This window comes from Abyssogena phaseoliformis symbiont OG214 (assembly GCF_016592595.1).
Classification (GTDB): domain Bacteria; phylum Pseudomonadota; class Gammaproteobacteria; order PS1; family Pseudothioglobaceae; genus Ruthia.
Window position 1 is genome coordinate 690,365 of sequence record NZ_AP012977.1, and the last position, 16,725, is coordinate 707,089.

A 16,725-nucleotide genomic window follows, 5' to 3' on the forward strand; every position below is an offset into this window, starting at 1 on the left:
ATTGGAATGAAAAATGTATTATTAATGGATTTTATTATTTTACTTTCAGGGCACCCATACAAGATTATTGGTTAGCAACAGTTGGTAGTCGCGCTGATGGTATGGTTTCTGTTGTCCGTGATTATAAAAAATGGAAAGATAAATTGGATGATGTAGAGGCATCAAAACTTGCAAAAGAAAAATGTGGTTTAGGGGCGGAATTATTTAGTAGGGCCAAGTAACAGTCGTGTTCATATTGGGACCCATTTAGAGGCTGGAATGGGGCGTATAAGATATACTTTTGAGGCTAAATTTCAATGTTTGTAAAAACCAAACGAATAGGAGGAAATCATAAAAAAAAGTAATTCGTATATTAGAGAAAAACTCAGTTATGCAGTATATTGTTTAGCCACAATGGAAAGAGATGTTCGTGAAAGATTGTTAACTGCGTATGACGAACCTAGTACCCTTGCAAAAGAAGATTTTCCTGATGATTTATAGAAAGATTGGGGCTATGTAATACAACAACTAAGCAAGAGGTGGCAGTATTGAAGACATAATGAGAGAAATAAGAAATAAAATAGGAAGTGCAATAGCTGAAAAAATTTATAGTTTAAACCAAGAAATGCATAATAAAAATAAATACTCCTAATAAATCATTCCTAATTAAAGGGGGTAGTAAGGGGACGCTACCCTTTTATTTTGCAAAGGTTTGATGTGAGATTTACACCAATGACACTTAACTGAGTATGATTTTAGAGTTAAGCGACTAATCAGTCACTGCGCCTGCAGAGGCAGATTTAGCTAACTTTGCAAACTTAGCCAATACACCTTTGGTGTAGTTTGGTTTGGGTTGTGTCCAATTAGATAGGCGTTTATCGATAATTGCTTGTTCAATTAACAGTTCTAAAATGTTGTTTTTTGCATCAATTAAGATTTCATCGCCATCTTCAACCACAGCCAGTACGCCACCTTTAAAGGCTTCAGGGGTGATGTGGCCGACTACAAACCCATGTGTACCGCCAGAGAAGCGACCATCGGTAATAAGGGCAACCTTGCCACCTAAGCCTTTGCCCATAACTGCAGAAGTAGGGGCAAGCATTTCGCGCATACCAGGACCACCGACAGGGCCTTCATAGCGAATAACAATCACATCACCTGCTGTTATTTGGTCATTTAGGATGGCTTCAAGCGCATCCTCTTCGCGAGAAAAACATTTTGCACTACCTTTAAAACTCAAACCTTCTTTGCCAGTGATTTTTGCTACAGCACCATCGGTTGCAAGATTGCCACGTAAAATTCTAAGGTGTGAATCTTTTTTTATTGGGTTGTCTAATGCTCTAATGATTTCTTGGGAATCGGCGTATGGCTGAACATTTTCTAAATTTTCAGCTAGAGTTTTACCTGTTACTGTTAGGCAGTCTCCATGCAATAGTCCTGCATCAAGTAGCATTTTCATTAGTGGCAATGTACCGCCAATTTCAACCAATTCACTCATCATGTATTTGCCTGATGGTTTAAGGTCGGCAATAACAGGCACTTTTTTGCCAATACGGGTAAAGTCATCAATTTTAAGATTAACCTCAGCAGCACTTGCCATGGCAATTAAATGCAAGACAGCATTGGTTGAGCCGCCCAGTGCAATAATCACGGTAATGGCATTCTCAAATGCTTTCATGGTCATAATGTCACGAGGTTTAATGTCTTTGTTTAATAAGTTAAGGACAGCTTGTCCAGCTTGAACGCAGTCGTTATTTTTATCATCTGAAATAGCGTCTTGTGCACTAGAATTTGGCAAACTCATGCCCAACGCCTCAATTGCTGATGCCATAGTGTTGGCTGTGTACATGCCGCCACAAGAGCCTGGGCCAGGAATGGCTGTTTTTTCAATGTTTTCCAGTTCAATTGCATCGATTGCATGATTGGCAAATTGGCCAACTGCCTCAAAAACACTCACCACATCTGTATGATTTTTACCCGGCTGAATGGTACCGCCATAAACAAAAACACTAGGACGGTTAAGACGTGCCAAGCCAATAATACAACCAGGCATATTTTTATCACAACCACCAATGGCAATCACACCATCAAAACCTTGACAGCCAACAACAGTTTCAATTGAATCGGCAATGACTTCACGTGAGACTAAAGAGTACTTCATGCCTTCAGAGCCCATAGAAATACCATCTGAAATGGTGATGGTGTTAAAAATAACAGCTTTGCCACCTGTGGCATTGACTCCTTTTGATGCCTCATCAGCCAATTTATTAATGTGCATATTGCACGGTGTTACCATTGACCAAGTGCTTGCTATACCAACTTGAGGTTTGTTAAAATCCTCTTTTGTAAAACCAACCGGATAAAGCATGGCACGACTTGGTGCGCGCTTAAACCCGTCAACAACTTGTGAGGAATATTTTCTTGGGTTGTACATAAAATTTTTCTTCGCATAATAAAAGATTAGATTTTAGACTAAAATAGGTGTTTCATTAAACATTTGAGCCATCAGTTTGATTAAAGCCGAACAAATTCTAACCCTAATCAAGCCTTTTGTTAAGGAGGGTAAAATATTGCCCAAAACCAAGGCGCAAATCAATGAAAATATTGGGGATTTTGTTTATTTGATGGACGACAATCAATTACTTGCTTGTGCAGGTCTTAAAGACTGTAAGGAGGGTGGTGTAGGGGAGATTTATTCATTGGCAGTGTCTAAAAAAGCGCAAAAAATAGGGCTTTCATTAAAACTGCTTGACAAAATTATGAAAAAGGCAAAATCTGAAAATTTTTCCAAGGTTTTTGCATTGACCAAATACGGCACAGATTGGTTTATTAAAAATGGCTTTACCCAAATGAAAATTACTGATTTACCCCAAAAACGCCAAGCCTTATTTAATCAAGATCGCAACTCATCAATTTTTTTTAAAGATGTTAATTAAAGACAGAATTCGTGGCTATTTGCCAGTAGTTATTGATATTGAAACGGGTGGTTTTAACGAAAAAACTGATGCCATGCTGGAGATTTGCGCCATTGTGATTGGTGTTGATAAAGTGGGTAATTTATACCCAAAAGAACCGCAACATTTTCACATTGAACCTTTTAAAGGTAGTATACTAGAACCTAGTGCGCTAAAGTTTAATGGCATTGATGTTGACAATCCATTTAGAATGGCAATTAAGGAAGTTAACGCCATTAAGCGGATTTACACCAAGGTGTATACAGAGCTTAAACAAGAAAACTGTACTCGTGCTATCTTGATAGGGCATAATGCTTTTTTTGATTTGGGTTTTTTGCGTGCTGCAACTGACAGGTGTAAACTTAAAAGTCCATTTCATCAGTTTTCAACCCTAGATACCGTTAGTTTATCCGCCTTACATTATGGTGAAACCGTACTGGCTAAAGCTATGCGTAAAGCTGATATTGAGTGGGATGATGCTTGTGCACATTCTGCGTTATACGATACACAAAAAACGGCTGAATTATTTTGTAAAATTTTTAATACCAAGCCAATTTAAATTTCTAAATAAACTTAGGGTTAATCCTTATCTATTTCTTAAAATCTAGAAACGATTCATAAATAAGCAAGGTTACCTTATAGCAATAAAAAATCTAATGTTTAATGTTAAAAAATTGATTAAACACAACTCTTTCTTCTTGTGCTTCATTAATATTGATTAATTCAAATCTAAGATGGGCATTCGGTTGTTTTTGTGCAAGCTTGGCTAAGTCTAGTGAAAATACGGTGCCAATTTTCGGATAGCCACCAATGGTTGGTGCATCTTTTAATAGAATAATTGGTAAGCCATCTGTGGCAATTTCCACACTACCGTAACTCATGCCTTCAGAAATTATTTTGGTTTGTTTTAAGTCAATAGGCGCGCCTTGCAAACGACAGCCTGTTCTATCGCTGGCGTTGGTAATTTGATAAGTTTGATTAAAAAATAAATCACGTTGACTAATGCTAAATTCACTAAATTGATAACTGGGTAATAAGCGCAAAGTAATGTCTTTGTTGTAATTTGGGATGTATTGAATGGGTATTAAACGCTCGCTTATTCCAAAAGATTCAACATAATCCAATGGTTCACTTTGGCTTATTTTTGTGCCAATATGTTCACGCAGGTTGACTGATTTTGAGCCAAACAACACCTTAGTATTAAATCCGTTTTTAACGGCTAAATAAGCCCGTATGCCACTTTTTTGAGCACCCCAACTGAGTATATCACCTTTATGTACTTGTACACTGTGCCACATTGTTGCTGATTTTTGGTTAATTTTAAAATCTAAATCTGCACCAGTAACAACAATTAACACATCAAGTTGCGTTTCAAGCTCAACTGCGCCAAAGCTAATTTCTAGCACTGCATCATCAAATGCATTATTTAATAGATAATTTGTCCAACTGTAAGCATGTTCATCCATTACGCCACAACGACTCATACCGTGTTTGGCATGGTTAAAACGACCATAATCTTGTATGGTTGCTAAAAATCCTGATTTGATTACTTTAAAACTCATAATTTACCACCGTGCTTAATATACGCATTCTTGCTGATTGAGCAAAACTTAACTCGATCACCTGTTTTAAATTTATCAATATTATCAGGATTATTTAAAGATAAATCAATAGGTGTGCGCCCAATAATATTCCACCCAGCAGAGGAGTCAGCAGGGTAGATGGCAGTTTGGCTCTGCGCAATACCAACACTACCTGCAGGAATTTTAATTCTTGGTGTAGCTAACCTTGGTGCGCGAATACGACTATCCACCTCGCCTAAAAAAGCAAACACTGGGCTAAAACCAATGGCATAAACTAAATATTCAACAGATGAATGAATGTCAATAAAAGCATTTAAATCAAGTTGCTTTTCAGATAACAACCTTTCAAGATCAAGCCCAGTTTCAAACCCATAATACACAGGAATGGACAGCAAGGTAGACGCCGCGTGATTAGATTTATATTCAAAGGTATTCAGGCATTGCTCTACTTGGTTTACAAATTGTTGATGGGTGGTTAAATTTAAATTATAACTGACTAATAAGGAAGTATAGGAAGGGGTTAAATCAATGATAAGATTAGGGAATTTAGCAATAAGTTGCTCAGCAAAACTTGCAATATTTTTAGGTAAGTTAGAATCGATTTTATGACCAAAATAAATCAATAAGGAGTGCTCACCTGCCAGAATAATTTTATGCATTTTTTAGTATTTTTAAAGCCTCTATGGAGGCTATATTATCACTATGGAAGCAAATTATGTCTATTTTGAAGGATTTTTTAAATAAAAAATCTTGATATTGTTTAACAATGGCATGCGCATTATCCAAAACAGCCCCTTTCTCACCCCTAGGAATGATGTGTGTGCTATGATAACCACGGTCAGCAAATACCTCATGCAATAATTGAATTTTTGTGTTTGTTTCAATGTGCTTAAAATGATTCTCGTTACCCGCTTGCACAACAAGACTTAAGTTCTGATTAATTGCCTTAATAACATCACACATAGTATGTAGCACAAATTGCTTGTGTGTCATATCATGGTACAGTGCGCCATGTGGTTTTATATAGTTAAGCTGTGCACCATGTTCAGTGCACAAATGTTGAAAGTGTAGAACCTGATTGTAAATCAAATCAAACAACTCATTTTTATTTAAATCATAACTCAAACGACCAAAATTCTCCTTATCAAGATAACTAGGATGCACACCAATTGTGACGCTATTTTGCATGGCAAGCTGAATAGTTTGAACCATACTTTTATCATTACCTGCATGCCCGCCACAAGCAATATTTGCCATATCAATAAGTGGCATAATGTGTGTATCAGGATTGGGTGTTAAGCACTCGCCCAAATCACAGTTAATTAATTTTTTACTTGCTAAGTGTTGCATTATAATTCTTGATATTTTTTATATTATTATAAGGGTTTATTAATGAGTCAAATTAAGCAAATGTTTGAATTGCAACAGCAATTAAATGACAACACCAATGGTCCTGAGTGGAGTAGTGGCATCACCAAAGATGGGCGTTATATTTCTTGGTTACGTTGTATTTATATGGAGGCCACTGAGGCGATTGATTCGTTTAACTGGAAACACTGGAAAGATATTGAAGCAGCGCATGATTTAGATAACGCCAAAGTTGAATTGGTGGATATTTGGCATTTTATTATGTCTGAAGCCATTCATTTTGGCGATACTCAATTTGCTCAGAGTTATGAAAATACAAAGCCAGAAAGGCAGGCAAATCCAGAACTTGTGATAGAGATTTTAGAAAAACTGGTGGCTGCAGCAAGTGGTGCCAATGTAGATAAATCTCAAAATGCTTTATATGAAATTACAGGGCTTTTTTTTAAAGCGCTAGCAACAATGAGTATGGATGTGCCAGAACTTTACAAACGCTATCTTGTTAAAAATCAACTCAATGCCTTTAGACAAAAGCATGGCTATAAAGAAGGCACTTATATTAAGAATTGGGGTGCGGTGGAGGATAACGTTATTGCCTTTTGTATCATGGAAGAACATCCTGATTTAACACCAGAACAATTATATAAAGAATTAGAAAAAGAGTACAACTTGGTTATATAACCCCTTGCTTAATAAGTCGTTAAATTGTATACACCTTGTTAAATTAAACCGAAGAATATTAAAATTCATTCTTTGGGCTAGAATAAACGCAAGTATAGCACGTCAATATTGGCACTATTAATTGCAAAGAATGTACCTGTTTTGGCGTTGCACCCTAGTTTTTACCTAATCAGGGTATAATTCCTCAGGTGTGAACTTATCCAGTCAAACAATTAAACTTACTGAATATAGCCATGGACAAGGTTGTGGTTGTAAAATTTCGCCCAAAATATTAGATGCTATTTTAATATCCTCATTTGGTGAGTATAAAGATGCCAATCTCTTAGTAGGCAATGATACAAATGATGATGCTGCTGTGTATGATCTTGGTAATGGCGAAGCAATCATTAGTACAACAGATTTCTTTATGCCAATTGTAGATGATGCTTTTACTTTCGGGCGTATTGCTGCTACTAATGCTATTAGTGATATTTATGCAATGGGTGGCACGCCTATTATGGCAATTGCTGTTTTTGGCTGGCCACTAGACAAACTCCCTGTAGAGGCAGGACGACAAGTTATTGATGGCGGTAGAAGCGTGTGTCATGCTGCTGGTATGGTTCTAGCAGGTGGGCATAGCATTGACTCTCCTGAGCCTATTTTTGGTTTGTGCGTCACAGGACGAGTGAAGACTGAGCATTTAAAAGAAAATTCAACTGCAAGGATAGGTGATAAAATTTATTTAACCAAGCCTTTGGGTATCGGCATTTTAACCACAGCTCAAAAACAGAAAAAAATTACACCAGAAGATGAAATTCAAGCAATTAAGACCATGTGCCAGTTAAATGATATTGGTGCTGATTTTGCAAAAATTGATGGCGTCAACGCAATGACTGATGTGACTGGTTTTGGTTTGGGCGGTCATTTATCTGAGGTATGCATAGGTTCCAATGTGGCAGCAAAAATTGATTATAGCAAAGTACTTATTCTGCCTAATATTAAAGACTATCTAGCTAAGGGCTGTTCTCCAGGAGGAGCGCAGCGTAACTTTGAAAGTTATGGGCATCATTTAAGCCAAATGAATGATGAGATGCAATCAATTATTTGTGATCCACAAACCAGTGGTGGTTTATTGGTTATGGTTTCTAATAGCGCACAAGCACAATTTGACAAGGTTATGCGTTCTGCCGATCTTAATTTGGAAGCAATTGGTGAAATTGTTAAATCAAACCCTGATCAACCGATTATTCAAATGACATGAGCAGTTTTGCTCAAATAGAAGATTTTAACCAACTTTTTATTAATGACACGCCATTAATAGATACGCGTGCGCCAGTTGAATTTATACAAGGTGCATTTCCACACACACACAATTTGCCTTTGATGAGTAATGAGCAGCGAAAGTTAATAGGCACTTGTTATAAAAATAAAGGGCAAGGAGAGGCTATTAAGCTTGGGCATGAGTTAATACAAGACGAGGTTAAAAACACTAGAATAAAGGCATGGCTTGAATTTATTAAAAGCAATCCAAATGGTGCGCTTTACTGCTTTCGTGGTGGCTTGCGTTCACAAATTACACAAAGATGGATTTTTGAAACTTCTGGTATTGAATATCCGCGTATTAATGGAGGGTTTAAAGCGTTACGTCGATTTTTAATTGATGAGAGCGGTCGTATTATGAGTGCGACAACGCCCATAGTTATTGGCGGACAAACAGGCTGTGGTAAGACACTATTATTGGATAAAATTAAGGCAAAAATTGATTTAGAAGGCTTGGCCAATCATCGAGGTTCAGCTTTTGGCAATACCACAACAAGCCAACCTAGCCAAATTAATTTTGAAAATGAACTGGCGATTGAGTTGATTAAAAATCAACATTACACCCATTTAATTTTTGAAGATGAAGGCTCAAATATAGGTACAGTACATATTCCAATTTGTGTTAAAGATAAAACCTCTCAGGCTGATTTGGTTTTACTCAAAGCCAGTGTACAAGAGCGCATCATTATTAGTATGGATGCGTACGTAATTAATATGCATCAAGATTTTATTTACCAAGATGTGATTAATGGTTTTAATAATTTTGCTAATTATTGGCTGGGTAGTTTGCAAAAAATTCAAAAAAGATTAGGTTTAGCGCGTTATAAAGTAATACACAAAATGATTACCAGTGCACTTAGCCAACATCAAACAAAGAATCAATTTGATGGTTTTTATCCTGTTATTAAAAGTTTGTTCATAGATTATTATGATCCAATGTATAACTACCAAATTAAGAAAAAGAACAAAAGAATTGTATTTAAAGGCAACGCTAGGGAAGTCTTGGAATATTTAAACACTCGCTTAATCTCTTAAGCCAATTTTAATATCCGTAACGGGCGTTGCTCTACAAGCTAAAATTTCCCCTTGTGATAAAGGTACTAGAGAATCCTGATGGATGACATCACCAGATAAAATCTGCAATATGCAACTGCCACAATGCCCTTGACGACAAGAGTGGTTAATAAGCACATTGTGCTGTTCAAGCTCGGCAAGAATGGAGCGGTCTCCGTAGACATATAATAACTCAGTTTTGCCATTAATGTTATCAACCTCTATTCTGAACATTTAGTTAACTACAATTCAAAGCCGTTAAAATCAGAGTCCTGCTCATCCAAAGTATTATCAATAGCACTGACCAAATAAGAGGTAATTTCAGTTTCTTGTGGTGCAACTTGCACATTATCGGAATCTAGCCAGTGGTTAATCCAAGGTAGTGGATTGGTGCATTCATCAAATATGGGGCTTAGATTTAAAGCTTTCATACGTACGTTGGTGATGTATTCTAAATATTGTTTTAAAATCTGTGCATTTAAGCCAATCATAGAGCCATCACGAAACAAGTATTCTGCCCAGTTTTTTTCTTGCTCACAAGCCTCTCTAAACATGGTAATTACTTCATTTTGACACTCTTTGGCAATTTTTTGCATATCAAGGTCGTCTTTGCCATTGCTCATCAAATTAAGCATATGTTGGGTGCCTGTTAAATGGAGCGCTTCATCGCGAGCAATCATTTTGATAATCTTGGCATTGCCCTCCATAACCTTGCGTTCAGCAAAAGCAAATGAACAAGCAAAACTAACGTAGAATCGCACCGCCTCAAGAATATTGACCGACATAATCGTAAGATAAAGTTGCCTTTTCAAACAGTACAAGTCAATTGACACTTCTTTCTCTTGAACCTTAATCTTGCCTGTACCATGTAGCAAATAGGCCTGAGTGCATTTAATTAGCGCGTCATAATGTTTGGAGACACTTTCAGCACGTTGAATAATTTCATCTGTTTTCATGATATCGTCAAATACCACACCTGGTTCATTAACAATAGCGCGAATAATATGCGTATAAGAGCGTGAATGAATGGTTTCAGAAAATGACCAAGTTTCAATCCAATTTTCCAACTCTGGCAGTGACACAATTGGCAAAAAAGCAATATTAGGAGCGCGCCCTTGCACTGAATCTAGCAAAATTTGGTATTGTAGATTGGAGATAAAAATATGCTTTTCATTAGGCAATAATTTAGCAAAATCTATTTTATCTTTGGAAACATCAATTTCTTCTGGGCGCCAAAAGAATGAAAGTTGTTTTTCGGTGAGTTTTTCAAATATCTCAAATTTTTGCTTATCAAAGCGTGCAACATTCACACTGTCGCCAAAAAACATAGGCTGGGTTAGTGTATCACTAATTTTTTTGTTAAAAATACTGTATGACATAATATAACTCCTTTATTTGATTCCCAAGCAAAGCTTTTAATCTTTTATTTAAGATTTGATGTTGATGGTTTATAGTTTACAAACACCATCTGCACATGCGTTACCATCTTCTTTTTCTTGCCATTCATCGCCACCATCGCGAGTTGTGTGATAATAAAGCGTTTTAATGCCGTATTTATATGCCTTTAACAAATCCATTAAAAACAACTTCATCGGCACTCTATTGCCTTTAAATTGTGAAGGGTCATAATGTGTATTGGTAGAAATAGATTGATCCACAAATTTTTGCATAATCCCACAGAGTTGTAGATAGCCTTCGTTATCTTTAATGTCCCAAAGCAATTCATATTGATTTTTTAATCTTTCATACTCAGGCACAATTTGTTTTAAAATGCCGTCTTTAGATTGTTTAATAGACACAAATCCTCTAGGTGGTTCGATACCATTGGTTGAATTGGAGATTTGTGACGAACTTTCACATGGCATGAGTGCTGTTAAAGTTGAGTTTCTAAGCCCTGTTGATTTAATATCTTGGCGCAGCGTATCCCAATCAAGCTCTAACTTGCATTCACAGAATGTGTCAATGTCTTTTTTATAAGAATCAATGGGCATAATGCCTTGTGAATATTGGGTTTGAGAAAATAATGGACAAGCGCCCAATTCTTTTGCCAATGTATTTGAAGCCTTTAATGAATAATATTGCAATGCTTCAAAGGTTTTGTGAATAAGCTGATTGCCTGATCCATCAGAGTATTTTGCACCATTTTTGGCTAAATAATAAGCAAGATTGGTGACACCAATACCAAGTGTACGACGGTTCTTGCTAGTAAGTTCAGCTGCTTTAATTGGATAATCTTGATAATCAAGCAAACAATCTAATGAGCGTACAATAATATCAGTTAGTGCCTCCATCTCGTCTAGAGAGTCTAATGCACCAAGATTGACTGCTGATAACGTACAAAGCGCCACTTCACCTTGTTCGTCTTGAACTGAGTACAAAGGCTTGGTTGGTAGGGTAATTTCCATACAAAGATTGGATTGTTTAATAGGGGCTTGTTTGGCATCAAAGGCACTGTGGGTATTACAATGATCAACATTTTGTAAATAAATACGGCCTGTATTGGCGCGTTCTTGCATAAATTTGGCAAACAGCTCTCTGGCCTTAATGGTTTGTTTTCTAATTGAATCGTATTGTTCGTATTGTTCGTACAAGCGTTTAAATTCCTCTTGGTCGGCAAAAAAGGCATCATACAAACCAGGCACGTCATGCGGTGAAAATAAAGTAATATTACCATCTTTTAGAAAGCGTTGATACATTAGTCCGTTAAATTGCACGCCATAATCAAGATGGCGAATGCGGTTTTCATCCGTACCTGTGTTATTTTTAAGCACCAACAAGCTTTCAACTTCCAAGTGCCACAAAGGATAAAACAAAGTGGCTGCACCACCACGTACGCCTCCTTGGGAGCAAGATTTAACCGCAGTGTGAAAGTGTTTATAAAAAGGGATGCAGCCTGTATGTGTTGCCTCGCCACCACGAATAGGGCTGCCAATTGCACGAATTTTGCCACCATTAATACCAATGCCGGCACGCTGAGAAACATACTTTACAATAGCACCAGCAGCAGCACTGATTGAGTCTAAATCATCATCTACCTCAATTAATACACAAGATGAAAACTGGCGTGTGGGGGTTCTAACACCCGCCATAATAGGCGTAGGAAGAGAGATTTTAAATAAACTTACTGCGTCATAAAAGCGCTTCACAATATCCATACGTACGCTGGCCTCATATTCTTGGAATAGACACATACCCACCAATACATAAAGCAATTGTGGAGATTCGTAAATTTCGCCAGTGACACGATTTTGAACTAGGTATTTACCTTCTAATTGCTTAACTGCAGCATAAGAAAACTTCATATCACGCCAATGGTCAATATAAGCATCTAGAGTTTCAATTTCTTCTTTTGAGTATTTATCAAGAATGTCTTTGTCATAAATACCCAAATCTGTAATTTTTTTAATATGTTCAAAAAGTGGGGGTGGGGTAAAGGACTTAAATGCCTTTTTACGCAAATGAAAAATAGCTAAACGTGCCGCTAAATATTGATAATCTGGCACCTCTATTGAGATTAAATCTGCTGCTGATTTAATAATGGTTTCATGAATATCTGCCGTCTTAATGCCGTCAAAAAATGCTAACTGAGCATTGATTTCAACTTGACTTACACTCACACCTTTTAAATCTTGTGAAGCCCAGTGCACAACCCTATGAATTTTCTCCATATCAATGGATTCTTGTTGTCCGTTGCGCTTGGTGACTTTAATGTCTTGGTTCATTAGTGCTCTTAGTAAAAAACACTACATATAGTGTTAGTAAAAGTTAATTGCAACTAAATATAGTGTATTTGAATTATTTTTGCAAGTGCTAAATTTTGCAATTTATGGGAAAAAATGCTTAAAATATTGCTATGAAAGGGATTGCTAGATTGAAAAAAAAATAAAAAAAATTTAGCATGATTTTTGACAAAAATATTACCGATTTATAATGTATTTTGGTTGCAAAAAGCATAAAGCTTGGCGTGACAATCTTTTTAGAGGCTAATGTTTTAATTTTTTTTGATTAGTTTTTGACCTTGCTTAGTCCGTTAATTTTCTTTTAAGAATTTTTCCAATATTGGATTTTGGCAATGAGTCAACCCACTGAATTTTTCTTGGAATTTTATAATGAGCCAAATGCTTTTTACAATAATCAATCAATACTTGTTTTTCCAACCTTGAACTGGTTTGTTTCACCACAAATGCTTTGACAATTTGACCACTTATTTCATGCTCAATGCCGATACAAGCAGATTCTACAACGTCAGGATGTTGATTAAGCACTTGCTCTATCTCGCAAGGATAAACATTAAACCCTGATACGATAAGCATATCTTTAAGCCGATCAACAATAAATATTCGCCCCTGTTTATCCACATAGCCCATATCACCACTAAGAAAATATCCATCTTGGGTAAATACCTGTTGATTTAGGGCTTGTTTATGCCAATAAGAGGCCATCACCTGAGGGCCTTTAATGCTTATTTCACCAACTTCATTTGTTTTTAGTGCTTGGTGAGATTTATCTAAAATTTTGATTTTTGTTTCTATTAAAGGCTTACCAACAGAGCCACTAAATTTATTGGTTTGATACCCTTCAGCACTAACCACAGGTGAGCATTCAGTTAATCCATAGCCTTGTATAATTGGCTTTCCAGTGATTGATTGCCATTGGTCTGAGATATTTTTATCCAGTGACATGCCACCTGAAATGGCTATTTTTAATGTTGACCAGTTTAGATTTTTAAAATCCTTGTGCTTAACCAATGCGCCAAACAAAGTATTAACACCAGTAATCACACCAATATGATATTTTTTTAAAGGTGTTATTAATTGCTTTATTTCTCTAGGATTAAGTACCAAAATATTATTACCTTTAATATAAACAAATAATAAGCAATTAATCGTTAATGCAAAAATATGATAAAGCGGTAGGGCGGTTAAAATCAGGCTATTCTGATTAATACTTTTAGGCAACCAGTGCTCTAATTGGTGAATATTTGCTAAAATATTTTTATGCTCAAGCGTGGCTGCTTTTAACACACCACTAGTGCCGCCCGTGTATTGCAACAATGCCACTGTATTTTGAAAGGTTTTCTGATTTGGGACAGCTGATGTGTTGTTTAAAATTTCATGTAGTGTGGTGTGGTGGATATTTTTGTTTTTTTTGATAAAAAATACATTGCGTTTAATGCAGGTGATTAAATTAAGCGCATAACGTTTTATTAAAGGCTGTAAGTCGCCTATTTCAACAGTAATGACTTGCCATATGTCGGTGTTTTTAAGAATAGGCTTGAGTGTTTTATAGAAAATTTTAGCAATGATAATAGTTTTGACTTGCGCATCTAAGCATTGTTTTAAAACTTCATCATTGGTGTAGAGCGGGTTAATCAACGTTATAGTTCTATCGCTATACCAGATGCCAAACAAACTCACTGGAAAGGATAAAAGGTTGGGCATCATGATTGCCACTGTGCCATTATCAGTATGATTTGATAAATAATTGGCTAGTCTGACACTATGTTGATAAAGTTTTTTATAACTGATTGATGTGCCTAGACCTACAAATGCTTGATGACTAGGCGCGGTATTTTTAGCGTTATCAAGTAGCTGAGTTAAGTGATTGATATTAGGTTGCATGATTTTCAACCAATTGACTGGCAAAATGGTTGAGCGATTTTTGATTAAACACAATTGCTTGTCTGCCAAGCTGATAAAGAAAATCTAAGTATTCACCATCGCTATTATCAATATTTGCCGAATGTGATGGCTTAATAAAAGGATTAATTCTAAAATAGTTTGAATCCTTACCATAAACAGTATTTAGTTGATAATCACAAACTTCTGATAAAGAAGTGGTGACTAAATTACTACCGACATCACGCCATTCAACCGCCCCCCAATGCTTAATAGCATCACAATCTAAGTGCGTGTCTTGCCTGCCTGTGCCGAGTGATAATAACATTGTATTTACAAAGTAAAGATTGGGATTGAGGCGCCTAAATTCCGCATAAGCAGAAAGGGCAGGGTTGACAGCAAAAATACCACCATCAATAAAACAATGCTGATTTAAACCATCCACTGTTGTAATATTAGCAGGTGGAAAATAGGTAATGGCAGAAGTAGCAGCGCGCATAGCATCTTTTAAATAGTAGTTGTGCTTTTCGTTTACAACCGCTTTATGTTGCCGAAAAAAATAATTTTCTCCTTGAATTAAGTCATAAACTGGAATTAAACAAGGTTTTAGTAATTCTTTTAGCGTTTGATTGGCAAAGTACTGCTGGTAAACAAGATTAATACCCTTTACGTCATACTTCACATCTAGTAGTCCTGAGGCGGACTTAACTTCTTGTATAAAAGAGGATTGAAAGATTGTTTTAGAATGCTCTAAGTACAATTGTACAATATCATTTGCGGTATATTTTGGCCTGCCACTTTCATCAGGGGTTAGCAAGCCAGCAATAATTAAGCCCCCTGTGGAAGTGCCTGCAAATAAATCAAAATAATCAGCAAGTCGAGCGCCAGCATTGCTACTTAATTGTTGTATTTTTTCTTCCAGATAAGATAAGATAACCGCAGGCACAATGCCTCTTACCCCACCACCATCAATCGAAAGAATACGTGTGTGAATGTTGGGTTTTTTATCAGTAGTTTTCAAAAACACCTGCTGCTCCCATACCGCCACCAATACACATTGTGACCATGCCATAACGTGAATGGATTCTATTTAAATGATGTAGTAAAGTTGAGGTTCTAATACTACCCGTTGCCCCCAAAGGATGGCCCAGTGCAATCGCACCACCTAATGGATTAATAATATCAGGGTTAAGGTCTAATTCTTGAATAACTGCAAGGCTTTGTGCTGCAAATGCTTCATTTAATTCAATGTGATTAATTTCAGATAAGTTGATATGACATTGTTTTAATACCTTAGGAATGGCTAAAACTGGTCCAATACCCATGATTTTTGGGTCAACGCCGCTCACAGCAAAGCCCATAAAACGAGCCATTGGTTTTAAATTAAACAATTTTAATGCTTTTTCACTGCAAAGCATCACAGCAGATGCGCCATCGCTCATTTGTGAACTGTTTCCAGCAGTGACTGAGCCATTGGCATGAAAAGCGCCTTTGAGTTTGGATAATTGCTCTATAGAGGTGTCAAATCGAACACCCTCATCCTCAGAAACAACATTTAAAGTTTGCGTTGTTTCTTTTATGCCCAAGTCATAAGTTTTGCTGATAACCTTATAAGGCTTAATTTCGTCTTCAAAATAATTTTGATTAATAGCATGAATGGCTTTTTGATGAGATTCGAATGAAAATTGGTCTTGGGCATCTCGGCTGATTTTATATTTTGCCACCACTTGTTCTGCGGTTGTGCCCATGCCGTAAGCAATGCCTAAATTATCACTCTTAAATACTTTAATATTAAAAGCAGGCTGATGTCCCATCATTGGAATCATGCTCATGGATTCAACACCGCCCGCCACCATAACATCCGCCTCGCCTAGGCGAATTTTATCTGCTGCATAGGCAATAGATTGTAAGCCTGAGGCGCAAAAACGATTAACTGTTACCCCAGATACAGAATTAGGATAATGAGCAAGCAAAGCGGATATTCGAGCGATATTAAGCCCTTGTTGCGCCTCAGGCATTGCACAGCCAATCACAACATCATCAATCATGCTGGGGTCAATACTAGGATTATCCAACAATAGAGCTTTTAAAATAAAACTTAATAAATCATCAGGACGAACTCGGTTAAATACACCACCTGCCTTACTAACAGGTGTTCTGATACTGCTAACAATATAGGCATCTTGTGTCATT

At 36.7% G+C, this 16,725-nt stretch carries 15 protein-coding genes; 5 read left to right on the forward strand and 10 right to left on the reverse strand.

The window, feature by feature from the left end; genetic code table 11:
• Positions 1 to 748 precede the first annotated feature (748 nt).
• On the reverse strand, positions 749 to 2,413 hold the full coding sequence (gene ilvD, locus CVPH_RS04485; RefSeq protein WP_201342302.1) for a dihydroxy-acid dehydratase: 1,665 nt from the start codon (positions 2,411 to 2,413) through the stop codon (positions 749 to 751).
• A 76-nt stretch (positions 2,414 to 2,489) separates the two neighbouring features.
• Between ilvD and CVPH_RS04490 the strand changes: the two genes are divergently transcribed.
• Positions 2,490 to 2,915: a GNAT family N-acetyltransferase gene (locus CVPH_RS04490; protein ID WP_201342303.1), complete on the forward strand. Its 426-nt coding sequence runs from the start codon at positions 2,490 to 2,492 to the stop codon at positions 2,913 to 2,915.
• Positions 2,905 to 3,492: a ribonuclease T gene (rnt, locus tag CVPH_RS04495; RefSeq protein ID WP_201342304.1), complete on the forward strand. Its 588-nt coding sequence runs from the start codon at positions 2,905 to 2,907 to the stop codon at positions 3,490 to 3,492. The genes CVPH_RS04490 and rnt overlap by 11 nt, the downstream gene beginning before the upstream one ends.
• A gap of 94 nt (positions 3,493 to 3,586) precedes the next feature.
• On the opposite strand, the gene CVPH_RS04500 is transcribed toward rnt, so the two are convergent.
• Genes CVPH_RS04500 through pxpA form a run of 3 tightly spaced genes read right to left on the reverse strand, consistent with a single transcriptional unit; the run spans position 3,587 to position 5,866 of the window.
• Positions 3,587 to 4,495 carry a 5-oxoprolinase subunit C family protein gene (locus CVPH_RS04500; RefSeq protein ID WP_201342305.1) on the reverse strand — a complete coding sequence of 303 codons (909 nt, stop codon included), beginning with the start codon at positions 4,493 to 4,495 and terminating at the stop codon, positions 3,587 to 3,589.
• On the reverse strand, positions 4,492 to 5,175 hold the full coding sequence (pxpB, locus tag CVPH_RS04505; RefSeq protein WP_201342306.1) for a 5-oxoprolinase subunit PxpB: 684 nt from the start codon (positions 5,173 to 5,175) through the stop codon (positions 4,492 to 4,494). Before pxpB ends, CVPH_RS04500 begins: the two co-directional genes overlap by 4 nt.
• Positions 5,168 to 5,866, reverse strand: coding sequence for a 5-oxoprolinase subunit PxpA (pxpA, locus tag CVPH_RS04510; RefSeq protein WP_201342307.1), 699 nt, complete (start codon positions 5,864 to 5,866; stop codon positions 5,168 to 5,170). The genes pxpB and pxpA overlap by 8 nt, the downstream gene beginning before the upstream one ends.
• 42 nt (positions 5,867 to 5,908) lie before the next feature.
• Here pxpA and CVPH_RS04515 point away from each other — a divergent pair, with 42 nt between their 5' ends.
• From CVPH_RS04515 to mnmH, 3 genes are all read left to right on the forward strand, one after another.
• Positions 5,909 to 6,562, forward strand: a complete 654-nt coding sequence (locus CVPH_RS04515) for a dUTP diphosphatase (RefSeq protein WP_201342308.1) — start codon at positions 5,909 to 5,911, stop codon at positions 6,560 to 6,562.
• A 190-nt stretch (positions 6,563 to 6,752) separates the two neighbouring features.
• A complete protein-coding gene (gene selD, locus CVPH_RS04520) occupies positions 6,753 to 7,802 on the forward strand; it encodes a selenide, water dikinase SelD (protein WP_201342309.1) in 1,050 nt (349 codons plus the stop codon).
• Positions 7,799 to 8,896, forward strand: a complete 1,098-nt coding sequence (gene mnmH / locus CVPH_RS04525; RefSeq protein WP_201342310.1) for a tRNA 2-selenouridine(34) synthase MnmH — start codon at positions 7,799 to 7,801, stop codon at positions 8,894 to 8,896. The genes selD and mnmH overlap by 4 nt, the downstream gene beginning before the upstream one ends.
• Here mnmH and CVPH_RS04530 read toward each other — a convergent pair.
• The 6 genes from CVPH_RS04530 to CVPH_RS04555 all read right to left on the reverse strand — a co-directional run bounded on the left by CVPH_RS04530 (position 8,885) and on the right by CVPH_RS04555 (position 16,724).
• Positions 8,885 to 9,148, reverse strand: coding sequence for a 2Fe-2S iron-sulfur cluster-binding protein (locus tag CVPH_RS04530; protein WP_201342311.1), 264 nt, complete (start codon positions 9,146 to 9,148; stop codon positions 8,885 to 8,887). The genes mnmH and CVPH_RS04530 overlap by 12 nt on opposite strands.
• Before the next feature lie 8 nt (positions 9,149 to 9,156).
• On the reverse strand, positions 9,157 to 10,293 hold the full coding sequence (nrdB, locus tag CVPH_RS04535; protein ID WP_201342312.1) for a class Ia ribonucleoside-diphosphate reductase subunit beta: 1,137 nt from the start codon (positions 10,291 to 10,293) through the stop codon (positions 9,157 to 9,159).
• Between the two features lie 69 nt (positions 10,294 to 10,362).
• Entirely contained in the window at positions 10,363 to 12,636 is a 2,274-nt protein-coding gene (nrdA, locus tag CVPH_RS04540) for a class 1a ribonucleoside-diphosphate reductase subunit alpha (RefSeq protein ID WP_201342313.1), read from the reverse strand.
• Positions 12,637 to 12,936: 300 nt separating this feature from the next.
• Positions 12,937 to 14,535, reverse strand: coding sequence for an AMP-binding protein (locus CVPH_RS04545; protein WP_201342314.1), 1,599 nt, complete (start codon positions 14,533 to 14,535; stop codon positions 12,937 to 12,939).
• Entirely contained in the window at positions 14,525 to 15,553 is a 1,029-nt protein-coding gene (locus CVPH_RS04550) for a patatin-like phospholipase family protein (protein ID WP_201342315.1), read from the reverse strand. The genes CVPH_RS04545 and CVPH_RS04550 overlap by 11 nt, the downstream gene beginning before the upstream one ends.
• Entirely contained in the window at positions 15,540 to 16,724 is a 1,185-nt protein-coding gene (locus tag CVPH_RS04555) for an acetyl-CoA C-acyltransferase (protein WP_201342316.1), read from the reverse strand. Before CVPH_RS04555 ends, CVPH_RS04550 begins: the two co-directional genes overlap by 14 nt.
• Position 16,725: the final 1 nt, after the last annotated feature.

Excerpts from the sequence above, each read along its gene's own strand:
- ilvD (WP_201342302.1), bottom strand. The coding sequence starts at position 2,413 with ATGTACAACCCAAGAAAATATTCCTCACAAGTTGTTGACGGGTTTAAG.
- rnt (WP_201342304.1), top strand. The coding sequence starts at position 2,905 with ATGTTAATTAAAGACAGAATTCGTGGCTATTTGCCAGTAGTTATTGAT.
- CVPH_RS04500 (WP_201342305.1), bottom strand. The coding sequence starts at position 4,495 with ATGAGTTTTAAAGTAATCAAATCAGGATTTTTAGCAACCATACAAGAT.
- pxpB (WP_201342306.1), bottom strand. The coding sequence starts at position 5,175 with ATGCATAAAATTATTCTGGCAGGTGAGCACTCCTTATTGATTTATTTT.
- pxpA (WP_201342307.1), bottom strand. The coding sequence starts at position 5,866 with ATGCAACACTTAGCAAGTAAAAAATTAATTAACTGTGATTTGGGCGAG.
- CVPH_RS04515 (WP_201342308.1), top strand. The coding sequence starts at position 5,909 with ATGAGTCAAATTAAGCAAATGTTTGAATTGCAACAGCAATTAAATGAC.
- mnmH (WP_201342310.1), top strand. The coding sequence starts at position 7,799 with ATGAGCAGTTTTGCTCAAATAGAAGATTTTAACCAACTTTTTATTAAT.
- CVPH_RS04530 (WP_201342311.1), bottom strand. The coding sequence starts at position 9,148 with ATGTTCAGAATAGAGGTTGATAACATTAATGGCAAAACTGAGTTATTA.
- nrdB (WP_201342312.1), bottom strand. The coding sequence starts at position 10,293 with ATGTCATACAGTATTTTTAACAAAAAAATTAGTGATACACTAACCCAG.
- nrdA (WP_201342313.1), bottom strand. The coding sequence starts at position 12,636 with ATGAACCAAGACATTAAAGTCACCAAGCGCAACGGACAACAAGAATCC.
- CVPH_RS04545 (WP_201342314.1), bottom strand. The coding sequence starts at position 14,535 with ATGCAACCTAATATCAATCACTTAACTCAGCTACTTGATAACGCTAAA.
- CVPH_RS04555 (WP_201342316.1), bottom strand. The coding sequence starts at position 16,724 with ATGACACAAGATGCCTATATTGTTAGCAGTATCAGAACACCTGTTAGT.